Below are 20,120 nucleotides of genomic sequence, written 5' to 3'. Positions count from 1 at the left end.
TCACATTTATATATATTAATTTTATTAATTAATCAATTATAATTTACGGATTAAACGTATAATTCTTGGAATATAGCTCTTAGAGTTTCGTTTTCTCTTAACTCTTGTAATGTTATTTCAGCATGTCCTTTAGTATATCCGTTTCCTACTATCATAGTTACGTCTTTACCTACACCCTCAGCTCCTAAAGCAGCTTTAGTGAATGCTGTAGCCATTGAGAAGAAGTAAACTATACCGTCATCTTTAACTGGTAATATAGTTGACATTTCTGTGTTTTGAACGTTAACTATGTTGATAGATACATCAACTTCTTCGCCGTTGTTGTTAGCTAAAGCTAAGTTCATTACGTCGATAGCTTTAGTAGCATCTCCGATAACTATTTTCATGTTTAAGTTTAATCTTCTTAATCTTGCAGCTTCTTCTTCGTTTCTAACTAAACCAATAACGTTTCCTGTTGGTCCAACTCTTTTAACTGCTTCGTAGCAACATAACATTCCTGATTTTCCTGCTGCTCCTAATAAAAGAACTGATTGTCCTGGTCTAACTAATTTAGCAACTTGAGCTGGAGCTCCTGCTACGTCTAGTGCAGCTAGTGCTAAAGTTTCTTCCATATCTTCTGGAAGTTTAGCATATAATCCGCTTTCGAATAATATTGCTTGACCTTTAATTTCTACTCTATCGATGTCTGGTTTAATATCGATGATTTCTTCTATTTTAAGTGGAGTTAATGAAAGAGATACTAATGTAGAGATTTTGTCTCCAACTTTAAGATCAGTTTTTCCTTCTAATGCAGCTCCTATTTTAGCTATTTTTCCGATAAGCATTCCGCCTGAACCAGTTACAGGGTTTTGCATTTTTCCTCTTTCTCCAACGATTTCAAGGATTTTTGCTTTTATTTTTTCTACGTCATGTCCAGCTTCTTCTTCTATTTGTGTAAAGCTTGCTGAGTCAACGTTTAAAGCTTGAACGTCGATAAGTATTTCATTATCATATATTTCCATTGTATTGTCTATTTTTAAAGCTGGTTGTGGTAATACTCCTGCTGGTGTTATTACTCTGTGAGTTCCATATTTACATCCTTTTTTCATTAAAAACACTCCTTTTTACTTTAGTCTCAATAAATTTTTTCTACTTAATTATTGTTTATTATATTTTTAATCTTATACGTTAAAAATAGCTTCTTATATTATGCTTCAAATTATAAAGCTTTAAGTCCTAATATTTCTCTTGCTTCTGCTGGAGTTGCAATTTCTCTTCCTAATTCTTTAGCTATTCTTACAGCTTTTTCAACTAGATCAGCATTGCTTTCTGCCATAACACCTTTTGATAGGTATACGTTATCTTCGAATCCAACTCTTACATGTCCACCTTCTATCATAGACATTGCAGCTAATGGGAATTCATTTCTGCCTATTCCTGATACTGTGTAAGTGCTTCCTGCTGGAATACTTTCTTTCATAAATACAAAGTCTCTCATTCCAGCACTTATTCCACCATTAACTCCCATAACGAAGTTGAAGTGCATTGGTGCTTTTATAAATCCTTTTTTATGAAGTCTGATGGCCATGTCAATCATACCTTTATCGAATACTTCGATTTCTGGCTTAACGTTTAACTGGATCATCTTCTCCCCGAATTCTTTGATTGTGTTCTCTGTATTAACAAATATTTCGTCTCCACCAAAGTTACAAGTTCCACAGTCTAATGTTGCCATTTCTGGACTTAAATCAACTGGTTGAAGTCTTTCTTCATTGCTCATTCCTACAGCACCACCAGTAGATGGTTGAATGATAACATCTGGACATCTTCTTCTTATTTCAGCCATACAAGCTTCAAATCTATCTTTGTCTTGAGTTGGAGTACCATCATCTTTTCTAACATGAAGGTGAATTATACTAGCTCCAGCTTTATAACATTTTTCTGCCTCTTGACCAATTTCTTCTACTGTGTAAGGAACATTTGGATTTTGCTCTTTAGTAACCTCTGCACCACAAATAGCTGCAGCAATTATTAACTTTTCCATTTAAAATCCTCCTATATAGTTAATTTTTTAACAATGTTTCTGCAAGAATTCTTGCATATAGTTACTTAATTACTTTCTCTTCTTATCTTTTGGTACTACGCATATTCCAGTTGCTTTACAAACAACTATTGGCTCTTCTAAAACGTCACAAGCTGAATCGTTGATTTCAGGTCTTGGAACTATTACTTTTCTAGCTTCAAAAGTCATTTTTCTTGATGTATTTCCAACGTGTACGATTTCACCTACAGCTTCGATATAATCTCCAGCAAATACAGGTGCCATGAATTCTACGTTTTCATAAGCTTTGAATAGACCTTCGTCTCCATCATTTTGTATTAATAATTCTGTAGCTACATCTCCAAATAATTGTAGCATTCTTGCTCCATCAACAAGATTTCCACCGTAGTGTGCATCATGTGCGCTCATTCTTAATCTGATTACTGATTTCATTTTCTTTTCCCCCTATAAAATAATCGTTTACTTTTTATTTATGTATAACTTTTTAGTATAAACAGATTTCTTAGTTTCTTTGAAACTTAGAAATCGTTATCCAGGGACGTAGCAGCTCTTTTACTCTCACTTTGAAAAAGTTCATAGTATTAGAGATGATAGTCATCGGATAAAAATATAGTAAATAAAAAATGGCGTTGAAAATATTCAACACCATTAGATAACTTGGTTAGTTAGAACTATCAATGCAATGAATATTTTTCATTCCATAAATAGCTCTCCATATAACATGGCAGTGATAAAACCTTGTGTCTTATCCCCAAGTAATACAAAATACCTTTGTACCCTTTCGGCCTATAAACAATTCACTGTAACATCAGAGGGTATTCTCTTTAACATTTATCAGTTACCAATTTATAAGCGCCTCTACTTATGATTCAATATTAAATTTTTAAACAATTCAATTTATTATTTATCATGTACCTATTATAAATCTAATATTTTAGAAATGCAATGGTTTTTTTAAAAAATTTTTAAATTAATATAAGTTTTTTGTAGATTTTGAATTTTACTTAACATTTCACCGTTTTTCTTATACTTTTTTCAGTATACTCATAGTAATTTGTCCACCTAATCGTTTCCATAAGTCATCTATACTAGGAAATGAAGATACAAGATTACAAATTGATTCCTTGTAATCTTCATCACTCCATCGATAACCATAGTTTATACAATTAATTATATATCTTCTAAAAAAACTTTTTAAACTATTTCTAAAACAAACAATTTTATATTCGTTATATTTATTACCTAGTATTAAGTATAATTTTCTTTGATGACTTAAATTTATAATTAAACTTAATGTTTTTTCATCATAATAATTAAAGTGAAAAGGATAGTACTTTTCTTTTATATCATCTTTCATTCTTATAATCAAGTGCCCTGAAATTACTTTATTACTTTTTACATAGGCGCTTTTGAAATTAAACTGCATAGAATTAGGCAAATATATAAAATCTTTAAAATCATCTTTAATTATTATACAAGTCAACTTTTTATTATGAACCTTTTGTTCTGTTAAAGCAGATACCCCCAAGGGTAGGTCTTTAAGCATATCTTCTATAGGTCTCACTTTAATTTCACCCACTTTTGAGCTATTCAATACTTAAAACCTTAAATTTCTCCTCATAATTTACTGCCTCTAAAACCTTATTAACTATGTTGTCGCTAACTACTCCAACTCCACCTAAAACCAATACTTGATCGGATTTTATTCCTTTTATTGCTGCTAAAACTTTAGGATAATAAGTTCCTGATTCCTCCATAAGAATTACTGGAGAAGAAGTTAATGCAGCTATTGGTGCTCCTACTAATCCATCTGGAAAATCTATTCCTGATGCTAAATAAATTTTGTTTAAATTAACATTTCCTTTAAAATAATTAAAAACTGCTGTATTAGTTTCATATCTATCAATTCCACTAATTCTTTCAGGACTTTTATAATTAGCCATATTAGAGTTTGATATCACACCATCCCCACCTATAACATAAGTTTTAGGTATGCTATTATTTTGAATGAACTTTTTATTATAACTGTTATATTCATTCACATCTGTTAGCAATATAGGCATTCCTAGTTTTGCCGCCACCGGAGCTATTGATAGAGAATCGGCAAAACTTACCCCTGAAGCCAAAACAACTCCATTAGATGTTCCAATATGCTCAGCTACTTTTACAGCTGTTTCATACCTATTGATACCACCTAATCTTTTAACATCAATGCCCATTCCCTTTAACTGGGATTGTACATTTTTAGATACAACTCCATCTCCACCAACTATGTAAGCTATAGAAGGCTTCAATCTATTTATCTCATTGGACACTACAGTAGATAATGCACTCTGTTCTGTTAGCAATATAGGAGCATTATACTTTTTAGCTAAAGGTGCCGCACTTAGTGCATCAGGATAATCCGTTCCACACACTAGTACTATGGTTTTACTTCCACTAGGCCATCCCTGTTTAGATGTTTCTACAGCAGTTTCATATCTAGTGCTCCCACCTAATCTTATTTTTACTGCATCTGCTTCTACTCTATTATTAATGCTAAAGGCTATTGCCCCCATTATACTTAAAGCTACAATTGAACTGATAACTTTTCCTTTCTTCTTCATATAACCCTCCCCATTAATTAATTTAGTATTTATCTTCATACTATCTATTTTATATTATGTGCTATAAATATAAAATAGATTTTTACAAATCAATAGAAATTTTTACAATTTTCCATAAAATCTTATAAAAAAAAATCATGCTAAAACTTAATTCTAACACAATTTTCCATGAATTTATATATACTATGCTGATAATTTCTCTCTTATCTCAATATTCTTTTTATTACATTTTCTATATATGAACCAATAAACTAATCCAATACAAACTGCACCACCAATAATATTTCCTATGGTTACAGGAATTAGATTATTAAAAATTCCAACTATAGTTAAATTATCTAATTTTTCAACAGCTACATGAGATGCTTCAACAAAAGCTGAATTTGTTTTTGCAAGCAATCCTATAGAAAAGTAATACATATTAGCTACGCAGTGTTCAAAACCTGCTATAACAAAAGCAAATATCGGAAAGAAACCCATGAATATTTTTCCTGTTACATCTTTAGCTGCATAGGAACCCCATACACATACACATACTATGACATTACACAATATTCCACTTGAAATTGCAGGTACAAAACCCATACTGGCCTTAGCCGCTGCTACCTTTACAGCATAACCTCCAACGTTTCCCGTTGATAAAAGACCCGATTCAAAAACTAGTATTGCTACAAAAGCAGCTCCAATAAAGTTTCCTATCCAAACAAGTGCCCAATTTTTAAACATTTGACCTGTGGTTATCTTTTTTTCAGCCCAAGCTACACTTAATAATGAATTTCCTGTGAACAATTCTGCTCCACATATTAACACTAAAATTAATCCAACTGGAAATACTATACCTGCCACAAATTTCTGTAATCCAGGATCACTGATTCCATGTGATGCTACTGATGATGCATATGCCCCTAAAGCTATAAATACTCCTGCTAAAATAGCTAAAAATAAAGTTTGTACACATTTATTATTAGCCTTTTTTACTCCAACCTGTTCTACATAATTAGTAATTTCATCAGGTGAAAGCATTTTTTTATCCATTAGAAGTTCCTCCAGTATTTCTACATTTTAATTTGTTTTTTTTACTTTCCACGTTAATTATATTGAACCCTACACAAGGTGTCAACAGATTTCCCCTTAATAAAACCTGGAAAAAATCCACCTCGAAAATTTATCTGTATATTTTAAATATTACAATAACTTTCATGAAATTTCATATATTATTACAGCTATATTTATATGCATGTTCACAATTTAGACATAAAAAAAAGTGGCATGCGCCGCATTCCTAACGGTAAAACCTATAAAGCGTAAAAATCTATACTTTCCTATACAACAAAAAAATATTACCTAGTAAACCAGGTAATATTAAAAACTCCAATTTCATTCCATGATAAGTTTTCATTTATACTTTCGCTTTCAAAGGTATTTTTAAGCATGTTTTTAAGTTTCATAGAATTTTCATTGAGCTTTTTCTTCATTTCCTCATTTTCTTCTTCTATAAACTCTTCATCTTTTACTAAATAATTTCCTTCTTGGCTATATATAACCAGTTCATCACCCTCATATACTATGTCTCCATTTATTTCATAGGGCTTAACAGTCTTAAAAACATCCTTTATTTTACCATTCTCAATTTTTCCTCTATACAAATATTCACATTGAGTTAATTTTTCCTTATCAAAACTAAAAGTAATAAAAGCTATCTCATCCTTTTTAGGAGATACTTTTCCCTTTAATAAAACTTCTCCACTATCTTCCAAACTAATTATTTGTGCATTATTAAAGTATATATTAGTAACTCCATTACTAGCTCTACCATAAACTATAGTATTACCTTCATTAAGAACATCTATTAAGATTCCTTCGCAGGAATTCAAAAGTTCTAAAGTGTCTGCATCATAAATTAGATATTTACTTGTGGTAGGATCTATATATAAATGAACTACTAATTTATTATTCATCCATGATATATTAGATATTTGATTTTCACCTATATCATTTATTTGTAATACTTTATATTCCTCATCTTTCATACTATATATATTTATTTTATCTTTCTCATCTAAATATTTAAAAGCTATATTACTCCAGTCATTACTTAAAGCAGAAAGTTCTTTCAGCCTATGCAAATCTCCTACCCCTTCTAAATATTCCTCATGCTCATCAAAAATATATATGTTGTTGTTTTTTTCTATTACAGCACTTGTATAATTGTTTATAATTGGATCTCTTTCTTCTTCAATATCGGATTTACATCCAACTAAAATAAAAAGGGTACTAATTAGTGTTATTGCTACGACAAATATTTTTATTTTATTAACTTTTCTAACTTTTTTTCTATAATTCAACACTACCCCTCCTTATCTACACATCAAATACCCTAACTATTATACTACTTGCAAATACTCTATTCAATATTATCTACTAATGTATATACATTGTTTAATCATTGTTTTTATTTCATTTAAATTTACTACATATATTAAAAAATCATCCCCATAAAAATATACGAAGCAACCTTCAACTTAGAACTTATTTTTTTTATATTTTTATTAATATATTTTATTTACAACTAAATACAAACTAAAAAAATAAAAAATCAGGTATATAGTCTTAATCTTTTAATACTATATACCCAATTAAATTATTCAATTATTTAAATTATGATTTATTTATTTAAAGCTTTTTCAATAACAGATTTTATTAATTCATCCTTCGGTATATATGGAAGAGTTATATGATCTGTTCCTTGGTTCTTCTCATTATATTCCATACTTGTTTCAATAGAATGTGGATTTCTTGCCCAAGCTCTTCTAGCAACTCCGCCCATAACATCCCATGCCATAGATGATTTTATAATATTATCAACTCTTTCGCTACCATCAAGAACTAATCCAAATCCTCCATTGATTGACTTACTTGTTCCAACTCCTCCACCATTGTGAAGAGCAATTAAGCTCATTCCTCTTGCTGCATTTCCTGCAAAGCATTGGATTGCCATTTCAGCCATCATGTTACTTCCATCTTTTATATTAGAAGTTTCTCTAAATGGAGAATCTGTACCACTTACATCATGGTGATCTCTTCCAAGCATGATTGGTCCAACTTCACCATTTCTTACAAGTTCATTAAACTTAAGAGCAATATCCATACGACCTTGTGCATCTTGATATAATATTCTAGCTTCTGTACCAACAACTAATTGGTTCTTTTCAGCATCTCTAATCCAAATGTAGTTATCTCTATCTTGTCCTCTTCTATTTGGATCAATACATTCCATTGCAGCATGGTCTGTTTTTATTAAATCTTCATGTTTATGACTTAAGCATACCCATCTAAATGGTCCATATCCATAGTCAAATAGCATTGGTCCCATGATATCTTCAACATAAGAAGGATAAATGAATCCATCCTTCTCATCTACACCATTTTTAGCTATGTCTTTTCCACCAGCATCATAGATTGCCTTCATAAATGAGTTACCATAATCAAAGAAGTAAACTCCCTTAGCAACTAACTTTTTAACTATGTCGTAGTGTTTTAATAAGGTCATATCTACAAGCTCTTTGAATTTTTCTCTATCTTCTTTTAATAATCTGGTTCTTTCTTCAAAAGAAATTCCTACTGGTGCATACCCACCATCATATGCAGCATGGCAAGAAGTTTGGTCTGATAATAAATCTATATGAATATCATTTTCTAAGATGTATTCAAGCAAATCTACGATATTTCCATGATATGCTATAGAGATAGACTCTTCATTTTTAGCCTTTTCCTTAGCAACTCTTATAACTTCTTCTAAATCACTTGATGCCATGGAAACCCAGCCTTGATCAAGTCTTGTTTTAATTCTTGAATAGTCAACCTCTGCTACAATTCCTACTCCATTAGCTATTTCTATAGCTTTAGGTTGAGCACCACTCATTCCGCCAAGACCAGAAGTTACAAATATCTTACCTCTTAAATCTCCATCATCAGCCACTCCAAGTTTTAATCTTCCTGCATTTACTATAGTGTTGAAGGTACCATGAACTATACCTTGAGGTCCTATATACATCCAACCACCAGCTGTCATCTGTCCATAGTTAGCTACTCCTAGTTGAGTTGCTAAATGGAAGTCTTCTGGATTATCAAACATACCAACCATTAGACCATTAGTAGTTATTACCCTTGGAGCAGTTTTAGAACTTCTAAATAATCCTAATGGATGACCACTCTCTACTACTAAAGTTTGTTCATCTGTCATATTTTCTAGGTATTTTTTAATAAGTCTATATTGCATCCAGTTTTGGCATACTTGTCCTGTTTCACCGTAAGTAACAAGTTCATAAGGATATAATGCCACATCAAAATCTAAGTTGTTATCTATCATTACTTGGAAGGCCTTACCTTCTGCGCAATTTCCTTTATATTCATCTATAGACTTACCACTTAATTTTCCTTCTGGTCTAAATCTATATCCATATATTCTTCCTCTTGTCAAAAGCTCTTCCATAAACTCTGGAGCTAATTTCTCGTGAAGATGTTCTGGAACATATCTTAAAGCATTTTTAAGAGCTAATTCAGTTTGTGCAGGTGTTAAGCTATAACCTCTGTCAGGAGCTCTTCTAATTCCTTCTTGAAACTTAGGCATTTCTGGTAATTCATCATCTAACTTTATTACCATCTTATTTTTAATATCAATGTTATTAATCATAATTTTCCTCCTATTTCTATAAAAAATATATCCGATGACTACCTGCTCTAATATTCCTATCTTTTTTAAAGTAGGAATAAAGAGCAGCTACGTCCCTGGATAACGATTTCTAAGCTTCGAAGAAGCTAAGAACTCTGTTTATTAAGCCTCTCCATTGAAAGGTTCATTTAATTCCTCAGTGCCCTTTAGAATAAATCTACCATTTTTAATTACTTCAATAACTTCCCCATCCTTTGTTATAGCATTTATAAACTCTAAGCTATCGTAAGGTATAGTTATATCTGTATGACATTGAGTATATGCACTCTCTATATCCGTTTTTCTAAGAATAGATTTTTCATTATCCTTAGCAATTATTTCTTTTCCATCAAAAGCATTATAAACTCTTTCATCTTCACTATAAGAATAACAAGTATCACCCACTGCAAAGTGTGGTCCCATCTTTTCTCCAATAAGGATAGGAAGTATAGGTACTATATTATGCTTCTGCGCTATAACATATGCTAAGGTGTTTGTACCTATTGCAAACTCACCAAGAGGTAAAGTTTTATTTGGGAACAACAGATTTTCCTCTACATACTTTTTATTTTTAGATTCTTCATCAAAATTAGAACAGTTATATTCAGCAATATATCCATCCTTAAATAAAAGTTCTAAGTTTATATATTTAAGGCCATCTAGGAAGATTTCTTCTAGATGTAGAAGTCCATTTGTTCCTTTTAACATTGGAGATGTAAATACCTCTCCAACCGGTATATTTACAGTGGCAATACAGTTTTCAAAGTTTGTTTCCTTTTCTGGATTGTTGATCTCCTGCATTTTAACCTTTATATCTGTTCTATTTCCATTGCAGCCCTTAACATGGATAAACTCACCCTTATCTAAAGCCCCAATAATATCATTTTGGATTCTTTCCCACTTGTCTGAATCAAGAGTATTTATCTTCATAGTATCAGCAAAGATTTCCTCAAAATTTTCTCCTATTTCTGGACTAGGGAAAGCTATAATAGTAAAGGTTGTTTCCTTAGATGGCATGTACTTATCTTGAATAGTTCTAAGTCTTACCGTTGCATTTTGGTAAACCTTACTTTGTTCTTCACTTAATTTTAAAGCTGTATTCTTGCTTTCAGGTGCAAACGGAACCTCTCCAAAGCTTTCAATAACTGCAATTCCTGAATACTTTCCTAAACCTTCTTTAAATCTTTCAAAGGTAGCTGTAAATCTTTCTTCTTTAACTTCTGCATAGTTTTTACTGAAGAATAAAGCATTATCAAATCTATGATCATAAGTAAACTGTTTATTTGCTTCAGTAGATTCTACCATTGCAAGGACAGGGGTTAAGTTGTATTTACCAAACTCCTTTATAACCTCTTTAACAATAGCCTCTTGACCAACAAAGTATATTAGTCTAACTGTAGACTTAATAGTGTAATCCTTCTTTTCTCTTATAAAGCTATCCATATATCCTTTAACCATGGTATATGCAATCTTGTTTACATCTTCATAGGTAGACAAAAATTTAGCTGTCTTTATTTCATTATCAGTTATATATTTTCCGTACTTAAATAAGTATCTTAAATCTTCTGCATTTGCTTCATCAACTATAGCTCTGTAATAACCCTTAGTATCTAAAGCTATATTATTAACCTTTTCCTCAGCTTCCATGTCTAAAATGCTAACTTCAAAATCCCTTATAAGCTCCATTAAACCATTAGCATTATCACCATTTTTAACTACGTAAGCATAGGCATCTGTAAATAGCTGTAGTAACTTTTCTATCTTCTCAGTCTTATGAGAAAATACTAAAGATATACATTCATTTAACCTATTATATAAATATGTAGCTATTTGGCCCATTTCTTTTCCTAGCTCTTTCACTGCATAGTCTGGGTTGCCGTAACTTGTTTTATAGTTGTCACCTAGTAAATCATTATAAATTTCATGATTTTCTTTTAAAAGTTCATCAAAGTCTTTCTTTTGAAAATACTCATCATTTAACTTTTCTTCTAAACTACATATTGAATATAGTTTTTCCCCCATTGTCTTAAAGAAAGTTAAATAATTTTTCCCCTGAGTATTTATTAAATATATTTCTTTTACTCCATTAAGATTACATATGTTCCTCATTTCATCCCCCACCCTTCTAAAAATATCCATAACAAAAACGTATCATATTCAGAAAATTAATACAATACTTTAGGCGATTTTTGTTATCGGGGTAAAGTGCTAAAAGATTAAACTCTACCCCAAAAATGTTTCCTTAATTTAACTTTATATTTAATTACTATGTTTAGTGCAGTTTTCGCAATCCCCATAACAATTTAAACAATGAGTTTCTAATATACTCTTTAAAGAGCTAGAGCTACTACTATGAGATTTTGCTATACTGATATTCTTTCTTGCTGCCTCTTGCATAGCTGCATTAACCATTTTATGAGATACTGTGTTAGTAAACATTACTAATAAATCTGGACATCCTATTTGAGATTTAAAGCGACCTGGCATTTGTGTAAACACCTTAGCCTTACAATTATATTTATCGCATATCTTTTTATATTCAGAAACCATCCTATCATGACCACCAATTATTACTATACTCATTTCTTTACCTCCTAAAATTTATATTATTTATATAAGCTCTTATGTATATATAGCTATGTACTTCTAGAATTTTAAAATATTAAGATGTTATAATAAGAAATTTTAAAATGTCTAAGTATTTTAATTTTGCATATTTATGATGTTAACTATTTACATACTTAAATAGTTATATAGTTAGCTTCGGCTTACCTACTACTAAAATAAAATTAGGTAAATACTTAACTACCTTTAAGAAAGTGAGTTAGCCATTGCTTACTTAACTGTAAAAAGATAAGTTAGCATCAATTAACTTATCTTTCAGTTTACTACTAAAGCTATGTTGTGTCAATATAACTTTAGTATAAAGTTCTTATCCTAACATTATCAAGTTGCAATGAAATACAAAAATTCCTTCTTGTAATTATCAAACTAATTAATCTTTTCTCATTAAAAATTCCAAAGCAATTTTATTTCTATTTAATATATTTTCGTGGTGGTCATAATCATCCCAAACCATTTCTACATTTTCTTCTCCTATATGTTTCTTAAATATTCCATAGGACATACTAGAAAACTTAGGCATGTCCTTCTGAATTGTAGTCTTGCTATGTCCCTCCTTTCTTCCAGCAATAATAATAAGTCTAAAATCATCATTTACTAAAATTTCTTCCTGAATAAATTTAATCCATCCATCATACCATTGAGATGCACATATACTTGCTACCTTACTATAATTATCATTTTTGAAAACTGAATATAAAGAAATCAAAGCTCCAAGAGAATGTCCCATAATTTTTCTATCATTCTTATTACTGCTTACTCTAAACTCTTTTTCAATATAGGTTTGTAAATCGCTTATTAAAAATTCTAAGTATTCATCCCCCATGCCCTCAAATGGATGAAATCTTTCATGGTTAGATTCTGCTGCCCAAGGGGTATATTCATTTAATCTGTCAAAAGGTGTAATTCCAATTATTATATGTTCCTCTAAAGATTTATTTTCAAATTTATCTTCTATTTCATCAATTATTCCACCTAAAAACTTTCTAAATTTATCACCATCATGAACATAAACTACAGGATATTTTTTATCAGATATATCATACTCCCATGGTAAATACATGAAAATCTCTCTATCAAAAACTGTCCTCGTTAAAATTCTTCCTCGCATATCTTCTACCCTTTCTTTAACTTGCTTGGAGTAACTCCAAAATTTTTTTTAAATAACCTACTAAAATAGAATTCATCATTATAGCCAATCTTTTTTGAAACTTCCTTTACTGCAAAACCTTCATTTAATAACTTGAATGCAGCAGTCATTCTGCATTGGATTAAATAATCTATGGGACGAATATTTAAATACTTATTGAATAAGTATGATATTCTATTAGCTTTCTCTCCATATTTTTCTGAAAGCGTGCCTAATGTAATCTCTTCCATATAGTTTTGTGAAATAAATTCACTTACATCTATGGTAAAATCTTTTTCACTTAATCCCTTTTTGTAGTTATGATCAGTAAAGAGTTCTCTTAAAAATAATGAGGTTTGTATTTGAAGATTTACTTTTGATGTTAATTGTTGTTTTGAAGATATTTCTTTAAGCTCATACAAGGATTTCAATATCTCGTCATAATTTATTACGTCAAATTCGAAGGTTGAATTCATATAAGAATCAGGCTTAATACATTTATCTGCCATATAATAGATATTCATATATTCAAATTCTTCATCTCCTAAAACCTTAAAGGATATGTTTTTATTTTTACATCCATGAATCACCTTTCCTCTTTCAGCAATATAGACCTCATTATCAAACTCTATTTGGGCTCTTCCTCTTATAGTAAAAATGAATGCTGAGAGATTAGTTGTATAACCATTTTTCGATGACATAGAATTCTTGATAAACCTTTCTATTCTAAAAACTTCAAAAGTATTTTTTCTAAATTCTTTTAATAAATCACCTTTATTAACATTTTTCAAGTAAATAGGCTCCTTTCAATACATATAACTTTAAATAATTGTCCATGTTTTTATTTTAGTATATTCTATTACGATTTTTTCTATATTATAATAGTTAATGAAATTGATAATTATTATCATTTAATTCTCTAGAATAAGTTTACCTCATTTTTAGTAGGAGTTCAAGAAAGGATGTTAAATGTGAAAGATATTTTAAATGCTTCTTATGAGAAAAACCAAAAGATAAAAAAATCCTTCAATTTATTTATCTTAGGCTTAATTATATTATTATTTATTTCTGTAATTTTATCAGTATCCTTTGGTTCACTTAGAATAAAACCTTCTGTATCCTATAGCATAATCTTAAATGAACTATTTGGATTATCCTTAGGTGATGCTGCCAAAGTAAGTAATATATCTACTTATAATGTTATTTGGTTAATTAGAATGCCTAGAGTTTTACTTGCAATTGTTGTTGGAGCTGGACTTGCTGTATGCGGAACAATAATGCAGGCAACTGTTCAAAACCCTCTAGCTGAGCCATATATTTTAGGAATTTCTTCTGGTGCATCACTAGGTGCAACCTTCTCTATAATGTTAGGATTGGGCTCATTTAGTCTCTTTTCCATAAGCAGTGTATCACTTTGGGCATTTTTAGGTGCTTTAAGTGCCTCTATCCTGGTATTGGTATTATCCTCAATGGGAAATAAAATGTCATCTTCCAAATTAGTCCTTTCGGGAACTGTAGTCAGTGCATTATGTACATCTTTATCTAATTTTATAATTTCTATTGCTAGTAATGCTGAAGGTATGCAAACGGTAAAATTCTGGACAATGGGTTCTTTGGCAACTGCTAAGTGGCAAAATATAGGTTTTGTAATTTTAGCTGTAACTATATGTTGTTTATTTTTCTTAACTCAAGGAAGAACTTTAAACTTAATGTTAATGGGTGATGAAGCCTCAATGACTTTAGGGCTTAATTTAAATTTATACAGAAAAATTTATATGATAATCACATCATTACTAACAGGTATTTTAGTAGCTAATTGCGGGATTATAGGCTTTGTAGGATTAATAATCCCCCATATTTCAAGATCTATAGTTGGGTCTGATCATAAAAGACTAATCCCAACTTCAATACTTTTAGGTTCTATATTCTTAATTTGGGCTGATGTTTTTGCTAGAATAATCATCCCTAATGCCGAATTATCCATTGGTATTATTACTGGTTTAGTTGGAGCACCATTCTTTGTTTACATTTTATTGAGAAAAGGCTTCGGATATGGAGATAAGTAGGTGATTATAATGGATTTGAAAATTAAAGAATTAAAGGTCAATTTATCGAAAAAAGAAATTGTAAAAGGAATTGATTTAGCAGTTACAAGTAATAAGTTCATAGGCTTAATAGGTCCAAATGGGAGTGGGAAATCAACATTATTGAAAGCTGTTTATGGTGTAATAAAGCCAACCTTTGGAGATGTTTTTATATCTGATAAGGATATAAAAAATTACAACAAAAAATCTCTTGCTAAAACTCTTGGAGTGGTTAGTCAATTTAATAATATTAACTTTGATTTTAAAGTTATAGATATAGTTCTAATGGGTAGGGCTCCTTATAGAGGTTTATTAGAGCAAGATAATAAAAATGATTATGATATGGCACTTAAAGCTTTATCTCAAGTTGGAATGATAGATTTTGCTCAAAAAAACTTCAGCCTATTATCTGGAGGTGAAAAGCAAAGGGTTATATTGGCTAGAGCAATAACTCAAAATCCTAAAATATTAATTTTAGATGAGCCCACTAATCATCTAGATATAAAGTATCAACTAGAAGTTATGTCAATAGTTAAAAATTTAAATATATGTGTTTTAGCTGCTTTGCATGATTTAACATTAGCTTCTCAATTTTGTGATGAACTTTATGTTTTGAAAGATGGAGTTATTGTGTATAACGGGATTCCAAATGAAGTTATAACAGAAAAAACAATTAAAGAAGTATATGATGTTGAATCTATTGTTCACATAAATCCAGCTACTAAAAAGCTTTCTATTGAATACTTACCACCATCATTACATTAAACAAAAACTATAACTAATTATTCTATTATATAAAAATTAAAACTTTTAATATGAAAATCGAGAGGAGAATTATCATGAATAAAAAAACTTTACTTTTACTTACATCATTAGCTCTATCTGCTGTAGTCTTTGTAGGCTGCAGTAATAAAACTGAAAATGTAGACTCACCATCAAAGCAAGAGCAAACTAGCACTTCTACAGCTGCATCAACTAATAAAACAACTTATCCAATAACCTTTGATGCTTTTGATTCTGAAGGAAATGTGTACAAACAGACTTTTAATGAAGCTCCAAAGAAAGTTATAACTAATAATCAAACTTCAACTGAACTACTTTTAACTTTAGGGTTAAAGGATTCTATAATTGGAACAGGTGACTTAGATACTCCTATGTTAGAAAATTTAAAAGCAGACTACGAATCTATACCTGCAATTGCTAACAAAGGTGATGTTGCTAAAGAAGTTGTTGTTGGCTCAGGTGCAGATTTAGTAATCGGAAGATCTGCTTCATTTAAAGATGATAGATATGGTTCAATACCAAGTTTAAATGAAGTTGGTATTAATACTTACGTTCAATTGGCAAGTAAAATGAATGCCCATATTTCTTTAGACACAATTATTCAAGATGTTAGGAACGTAGGTACTATGTTCGATGTTCAAGATAAAGGTAATAAATTAGCTGATTCACTTCAGAATTCATTTGATAACATTAAATCAAAAGTTCCAACCACTAGTGAAAGAAAAAAGGTTATGCTAATAGTTAATTATAATGGAGAATCCTTTACTGCTTATGGTGCTAATGCTTCATTACAAAAGGAAATGTTAAATGTGTTAAATTCGGATAACGTTATTGAAAAAGGGGGTTCTATATCATTAGAAAATATAATTTCTTCTAACCCTGACCATATTGTTTATGTAACAGCAAATAAAAATGCTTCAGTAGATGTTGATGCCGTAGATAGGCTATTAGCCGAACCTACACTTCAAAGTGTTGAAGCTATAAAGAATAAAAATATCGTTTCTGTTGAATACACTGAACTTATGGGATATGGCTACAGAACCTTCGATTGCTTAGAAAAATTAGCTAAAGACTTCTATCCCGATATTTTTAAAAACTAAAATGTAAAAATGCTTAGTGTTGACTCACTAAGCATTTTTATTATAGAATAAATAGGTTTGTATAAACACAAATTTATCTATTCTCTTTTTTATTATTATATAATACTATAGATGATTTCTAATTACTTGATTTTATGCGTATCCATGCATCATCATATACCTTTTTCACATCACTAGGAAAATCAACATAGATTTCACATCTATCCATTATTTCTTTAGTCATATATGCATTAGGATTATTTCTAACTTCCTCTGGTTGTTCAAGTCTTGCTTCTTTATTAGGAGTTGTATACCCTATTTCATCAGCTATTCTTAATGCACTTTCCTTATCACTTACAAAGTTTATGAACTTTTCAGCGCCATCAACATTTTTAGCATTATAAGGTATGCATAAACTATCAATCCAGAAGTTTGCCCCTTCCTTAGGTACTACATAAACTAAATTAGTGTATTCAGCTTGAAGATTTAATCCCTCTCCAGACCAAATCATGTTTATATCAGACTCTCCTGCTGGAATCATTACAGTTCCATTATCAATCCCATATATTGGATTAACTAATTTCCTTTGATTTAATAGTAGCTCTTTAGCTTCTTCAATTTCTTTTGGATCAGTTGAATTTAAAGAATATCCAAGTTTCTTTAAAGCCACTCCTATGGTGTCTCTATAGGTATCAAACATAAAAATCTTATCTTTATACTTTTCATCCCATAATATATCGAAGCTATCCACTTCTTCTTTTACTACATCTTTATTATAAATAAGTCCTACTGTTCCAAACATATAAGGAACTGAATATTTATTACCTGGATCTATTTCTAGATTTAAATAGGCTTCATCCATTTGAGATATATTAGGTATATTATCTTTATTTAATTCTTGAACAAACTTACTTTTTATCATTCTAGGCATTAAAACATCAGATACTAATATAACATCATAGTTCACACCGCCCTGACTAATTTTTTGATACATAGTTTCCATATCATCAAAGGTTTCTACATTAACCTTTATGCCATATTCATTCTCAAATTCTTTTACAGTTTCTTCATCTATATTTTCACCATAATTGAAAAAGCTTATTTCTTTAGAAGAATCTTTACTACAACCTGCAAAAACCACCAACATCATTAAAAGACATGTTGATAGGCTCAATAATTTAAATAATTTTTTCATACTACACTTCCTCCCACATGATTTTATATATTATTTAAATCCTAAATATTCTTTCGGATTATAACATTATTTTAAATATATGTCTAATTGTATAGTATTTATTATTTAATTCATCTAATAGCCCTAAGAAAAAATATTGGAATGTGCTAAGTTACAGAGTATACTTATTTTCATTGACAGTACCATATTTTTTTCGAGCATCAAAAAATAGTTGTATCAAACTCTGATAATATGGTATAAATTCACCACTATCTATCATTGAAAATATCTCTTCTTTAGACGCCCACTTCACTTTCTGAACTTCTTCATACTGCAATGATAGTTCATCGATATCAACATCTTGTTCAATTAAATAAATATCATCAAATCCATTGTTAAAGTTCATGGTAATATGAGGTCTAATATTTTTAAAATCTACTCTTAACCCAATTTCCTCAAACAATTCCCTTTCAGCTGCTGATTGGCTTGTATCACCTTTTATAGCACTTCCACCTACTGTTATATCCCACATATTTGACCAACCTTCTTTGAAAGGTTGTCTCTGTTGAATTAGCATCTCACCATCTGAATTAAAAACACATACATGCACAACTAAATGATAATTATTTTTTTCAATAGGTTCACCTCGAACCATAGTTTCATTTGTTTTATTTCGATTAATATCATATACATCCCAAAGTTCCATATTCATACCTCCCATAATATATATTATTATATCTACTGATAAGTTTATTATATCTCATTACTTATGTTACAGTATTTTCACGTATAATAACAGCCCTAGTTAAGTCATATCAATGCCTAAGGCTAGAAATTGTACTTGGTCTTAAAGGAAACTCGACTCACTTCGTTCGCTGAGTAAGTTCGCCTAACTAAATCAAAGATTTGGAGGCTTACTTATGATACGATTCACTGTAATTGGCATAACGTAGACTTTTTAGTCAAAAACAATTTATATCCACAAATTATTAAAGGCTTCTAAATTTTTTCTAATTTAAATAAAGTGGCTGCACATAATGATAACTAAATCATCATGTACAGCCATTTTTTTAAGCTTCTTTATTTTTTTACTGGTATCTGTATTTCACTCAAATAATCCTCTTTATTCCCTTCATTCCAAGGTCCTTTTATAGCAACTTGGCGTGGATTTCCAACTATACTATATCCATTTTCCTCAATCCAATTTCCTAAAAAGTTGTATGCTGGTGCTAAATTAGAATAATCTCCTGGAACTAATATACTAACAGCTTTCTCCACTACTTCAGTTTCCTTGAATATAAACTCATTTTCATTCTCAATAAGCTTGTCAACGCCCATTACTACCTCTACATCAACTTCACCTTCTTTATAGTCCTCATCGTGATAAGTAGCATAAGCAATGTCGTTGCAATGAATGTTTTTTGATACAATGTATTTATCTAACCTTTCCCAAAGCATGCCTTCTGCATTATAAGCTGGTATAGTATCCCTCAAAGAAATAACCTTGTAACTAGGTATTGATTTTAATGTAACATTGTAACTCATATTAACCCTCTCCTTTTTCATATCCTTAATGGCGAAGTTGATTTTTTCAAGTCTTATTTCCTCAGCTCTTATATTATCCTTAATTTCTTCACCTTTCACTTTTAAAATATCTTCTAGCTTTTCCTCAGACTTTTCCTTCATACATACTGCTATATCAGCCACATTAAAACCCATATCTCTCAATGATACTATTAGGTTAATATCTGAAATCTGTTTTGCCGAATAATATCTATAACCTGTGAAGTCATCAATTTTAGAAGGCTTAAAAAGTCCAACTTCATCATAATATCTGAGCATACGGACAGATACCCTGGTCAACTTAGAAAAATCTCCAATCTTGAACATA

Annotated in this window: 18 protein-coding genes and 1 riboswitch; of the genes, 3 read left to right on the top strand and 15 right to left on the bottom strand. The window is 30.4% G+C overall.

The window, feature by feature from the left end; genetic code table 11:
* Window positions 1–50: 50 nt before the first annotated feature.
* The 12 genes from B3Z56_RS05785 to B3Z56_RS05730 all read right to left on the bottom strand — a co-directional run bounded on the left by B3Z56_RS05785 (window position 51) and on the right by B3Z56_RS05730 (window position 13,900).
* Window positions 51–1,088 (bottom strand): L-erythro-3,5-diaminohexanoate dehydrogenase, encoded by a 1,038-nt coding sequence (locus B3Z56_RS05785; protein WP_035130522.1) that lies wholly within the window; start codon window positions 1,086–1,088, stop codon window positions 51–53.
* 110 nt (window positions 1,089–1,198) lie between these two features.
* Window positions 1,199–2,023, bottom strand: coding sequence for a 3-keto-5-aminohexanoate cleavage protein (locus B3Z56_RS05780; RefSeq protein ID WP_150845313.1), 825 nt, complete (start codon window positions 2,021–2,023; stop codon window positions 1,199–1,201).
* Window positions 2,024–2,092: 69 nt separating this feature from the next.
* Entirely contained in the window at window positions 2,093–2,473 is a 381-nt protein-coding gene (locus B3Z56_RS05775) for a hotdog domain-containing protein (protein ID WP_035130526.1), read from the bottom strand.
* A 265-nt stretch (window positions 2,474–2,738) separates the two neighbouring features.
* A riboswitch (Lysine riboswitch) is annotated at window positions 2,739–2,910 on the bottom strand.
* 155 nt (window positions 2,911–3,065) lie between these two features.
* A complete protein-coding gene (locus B3Z56_RS05770) occupies window positions 3,066–3,635 on the bottom strand; it encodes a hypothetical protein (protein ID WP_346877692.1) in 570 nt (189 codons plus the stop codon).
* Window positions 3,628–4,647 carry a cell wall-binding repeat-containing protein gene (locus B3Z56_RS05765; RefSeq protein WP_346847176.1) on the bottom strand — a complete coding sequence of 340 codons (1,020 nt, stop codon included), beginning with the start codon at window positions 4,645–4,647 and terminating at the stop codon, window positions 3,628–3,630. The genes B3Z56_RS05770 and B3Z56_RS05765 overlap by 8 nt, the downstream gene beginning before the upstream one ends.
* Window positions 4,648–4,830: 183 nt before the next feature.
* Window positions 4,831–5,682: a formate/nitrite transporter family protein gene (locus B3Z56_RS05760; RefSeq protein ID WP_346878421.1), complete on the bottom strand. Its 852-nt coding sequence runs from the start codon at window positions 5,680–5,682 to the stop codon at window positions 4,831–4,833.
* A gap of 305 nt (window positions 5,683–5,987) precedes the next feature.
* Window positions 5,988–6,992, bottom strand: coding sequence for a hypothetical protein (locus B3Z56_RS05755; RefSeq protein WP_346878420.1), 1,005 nt, complete (start codon window positions 6,990–6,992; stop codon window positions 5,988–5,990).
* 320 nt (window positions 6,993–7,312) lie between these two features.
* A complete protein-coding gene (locus B3Z56_RS05750; protein ID WP_346878419.1) occupies window positions 7,313–9,340 on the bottom strand; it encodes a urocanate hydratase in 2,028 nt (675 codons plus the stop codon).
* A 141-nt stretch (window positions 9,341–9,481) separates the two neighbouring features.
* Window positions 9,482–11,467 carry an aminopeptidase gene (locus tag B3Z56_RS05745; protein ID WP_346878418.1) on the bottom strand — a complete coding sequence of 662 codons (1,986 nt, stop codon included), beginning with the start codon at window positions 11,465–11,467 and terminating at the stop codon, window positions 9,482–9,484.
* A gap of 150 nt (window positions 11,468–11,617) precedes the next feature.
* A complete protein-coding gene (locus B3Z56_RS05740) occupies window positions 11,618–11,941 on the bottom strand; it encodes a DUF2325 domain-containing protein (RefSeq protein ID WP_346878417.1) in 324 nt (107 codons plus the stop codon).
* A 412-nt stretch (window positions 11,942–12,353) separates the two neighbouring features.
* The gene (locus tag B3Z56_RS05735; protein ID WP_346877688.1) at window positions 12,354–13,091 is read right to left on the bottom strand and encodes an alpha/beta hydrolase; all 738 of its coding nucleotides are present in this window, start codon (window positions 13,089–13,091) and stop codon (window positions 12,354–12,356) included.
* Between the two features lie 5 nt (window positions 13,092–13,096).
* Complete coding sequence (locus tag B3Z56_RS05730) at window positions 13,097–13,900, bottom strand: AraC family transcriptional regulator (RefSeq protein WP_346878416.1); 804 nt, start codon at window positions 13,898–13,900, stop codon at window positions 13,097–13,099.
* Between the two features lie 180 nt (window positions 13,901–14,080).
* Here B3Z56_RS05730 and B3Z56_RS05725 point away from each other — a divergent pair, with 180 nt between their 5' ends.
* From B3Z56_RS05725 to B3Z56_RS05715, 3 genes are all read left to right on the top strand, one after another.
* Window positions 14,081–15,175: a FecCD family ABC transporter permease gene (locus B3Z56_RS05725; protein ID WP_414632836.1), complete on the top strand. Its 1,095-nt coding sequence runs from the start codon at window positions 14,081–14,083 to the stop codon at window positions 15,173–15,175.
* Window positions 15,176–15,184: 9 nt separating this feature from the next.
* Entirely contained in the window at window positions 15,185–15,958 is a 774-nt protein-coding gene (locus B3Z56_RS05720) for an ABC transporter ATP-binding protein (protein WP_346878958.1), read from the top strand.
* Between the two features lie 74 nt (window positions 15,959–16,032).
* Complete coding sequence (locus B3Z56_RS05715; protein WP_346877685.1) at window positions 16,033–17,076, top strand: ABC transporter substrate-binding protein; 1,044 nt, start codon at window positions 16,033–16,035, stop codon at window positions 17,074–17,076.
* A 118-nt stretch (window positions 17,077–17,194) separates the two neighbouring features.
* On the opposite strand, the gene B3Z56_RS05710 is transcribed toward B3Z56_RS05715, so the two are convergent.
* From B3Z56_RS05710 to B3Z56_RS05700, 3 genes are all read right to left on the bottom strand, one after another.
* Window positions 17,195–18,250: a spermidine/putrescine ABC transporter substrate-binding protein gene (locus B3Z56_RS05710; RefSeq protein WP_346878415.1), complete on the bottom strand. Its 1,056-nt coding sequence runs from the start codon at window positions 18,248–18,250 to the stop codon at window positions 17,195–17,197.
* A 151-nt stretch (window positions 18,251–18,401) separates the two neighbouring features.
* Window positions 18,402–18,935 (bottom strand): NUDIX hydrolase, encoded by a 534-nt coding sequence (locus B3Z56_RS05705; protein WP_346878414.1) that lies wholly within the window; start codon window positions 18,933–18,935, stop codon window positions 18,402–18,404.
* 374 nt (window positions 18,936–19,309) lie between these two features.
* Window positions 19,310–20,119, bottom strand: a complete 810-nt coding sequence (locus B3Z56_RS05700; RefSeq protein ID WP_346878413.1) for a MerR family transcriptional regulator — start codon at window positions 20,117–20,119, stop codon at window positions 19,310–19,312.
* Window position 20,120 lies beyond the last annotated feature (1 nt).

This window comes from Clostridium sp. UBA7791 (assembly GCF_002480755.1).
Classification (GTDB): Bacteria; Bacillota; Clostridia; order Clostridiales; family Clostridiaceae; genus Clostridium_J; species Clostridium_J sulfidigenes.
Note: the sequence above shows the minus strand (reverse complement) of the source record. Positions and strands in the feature narration are given on the sequence as shown.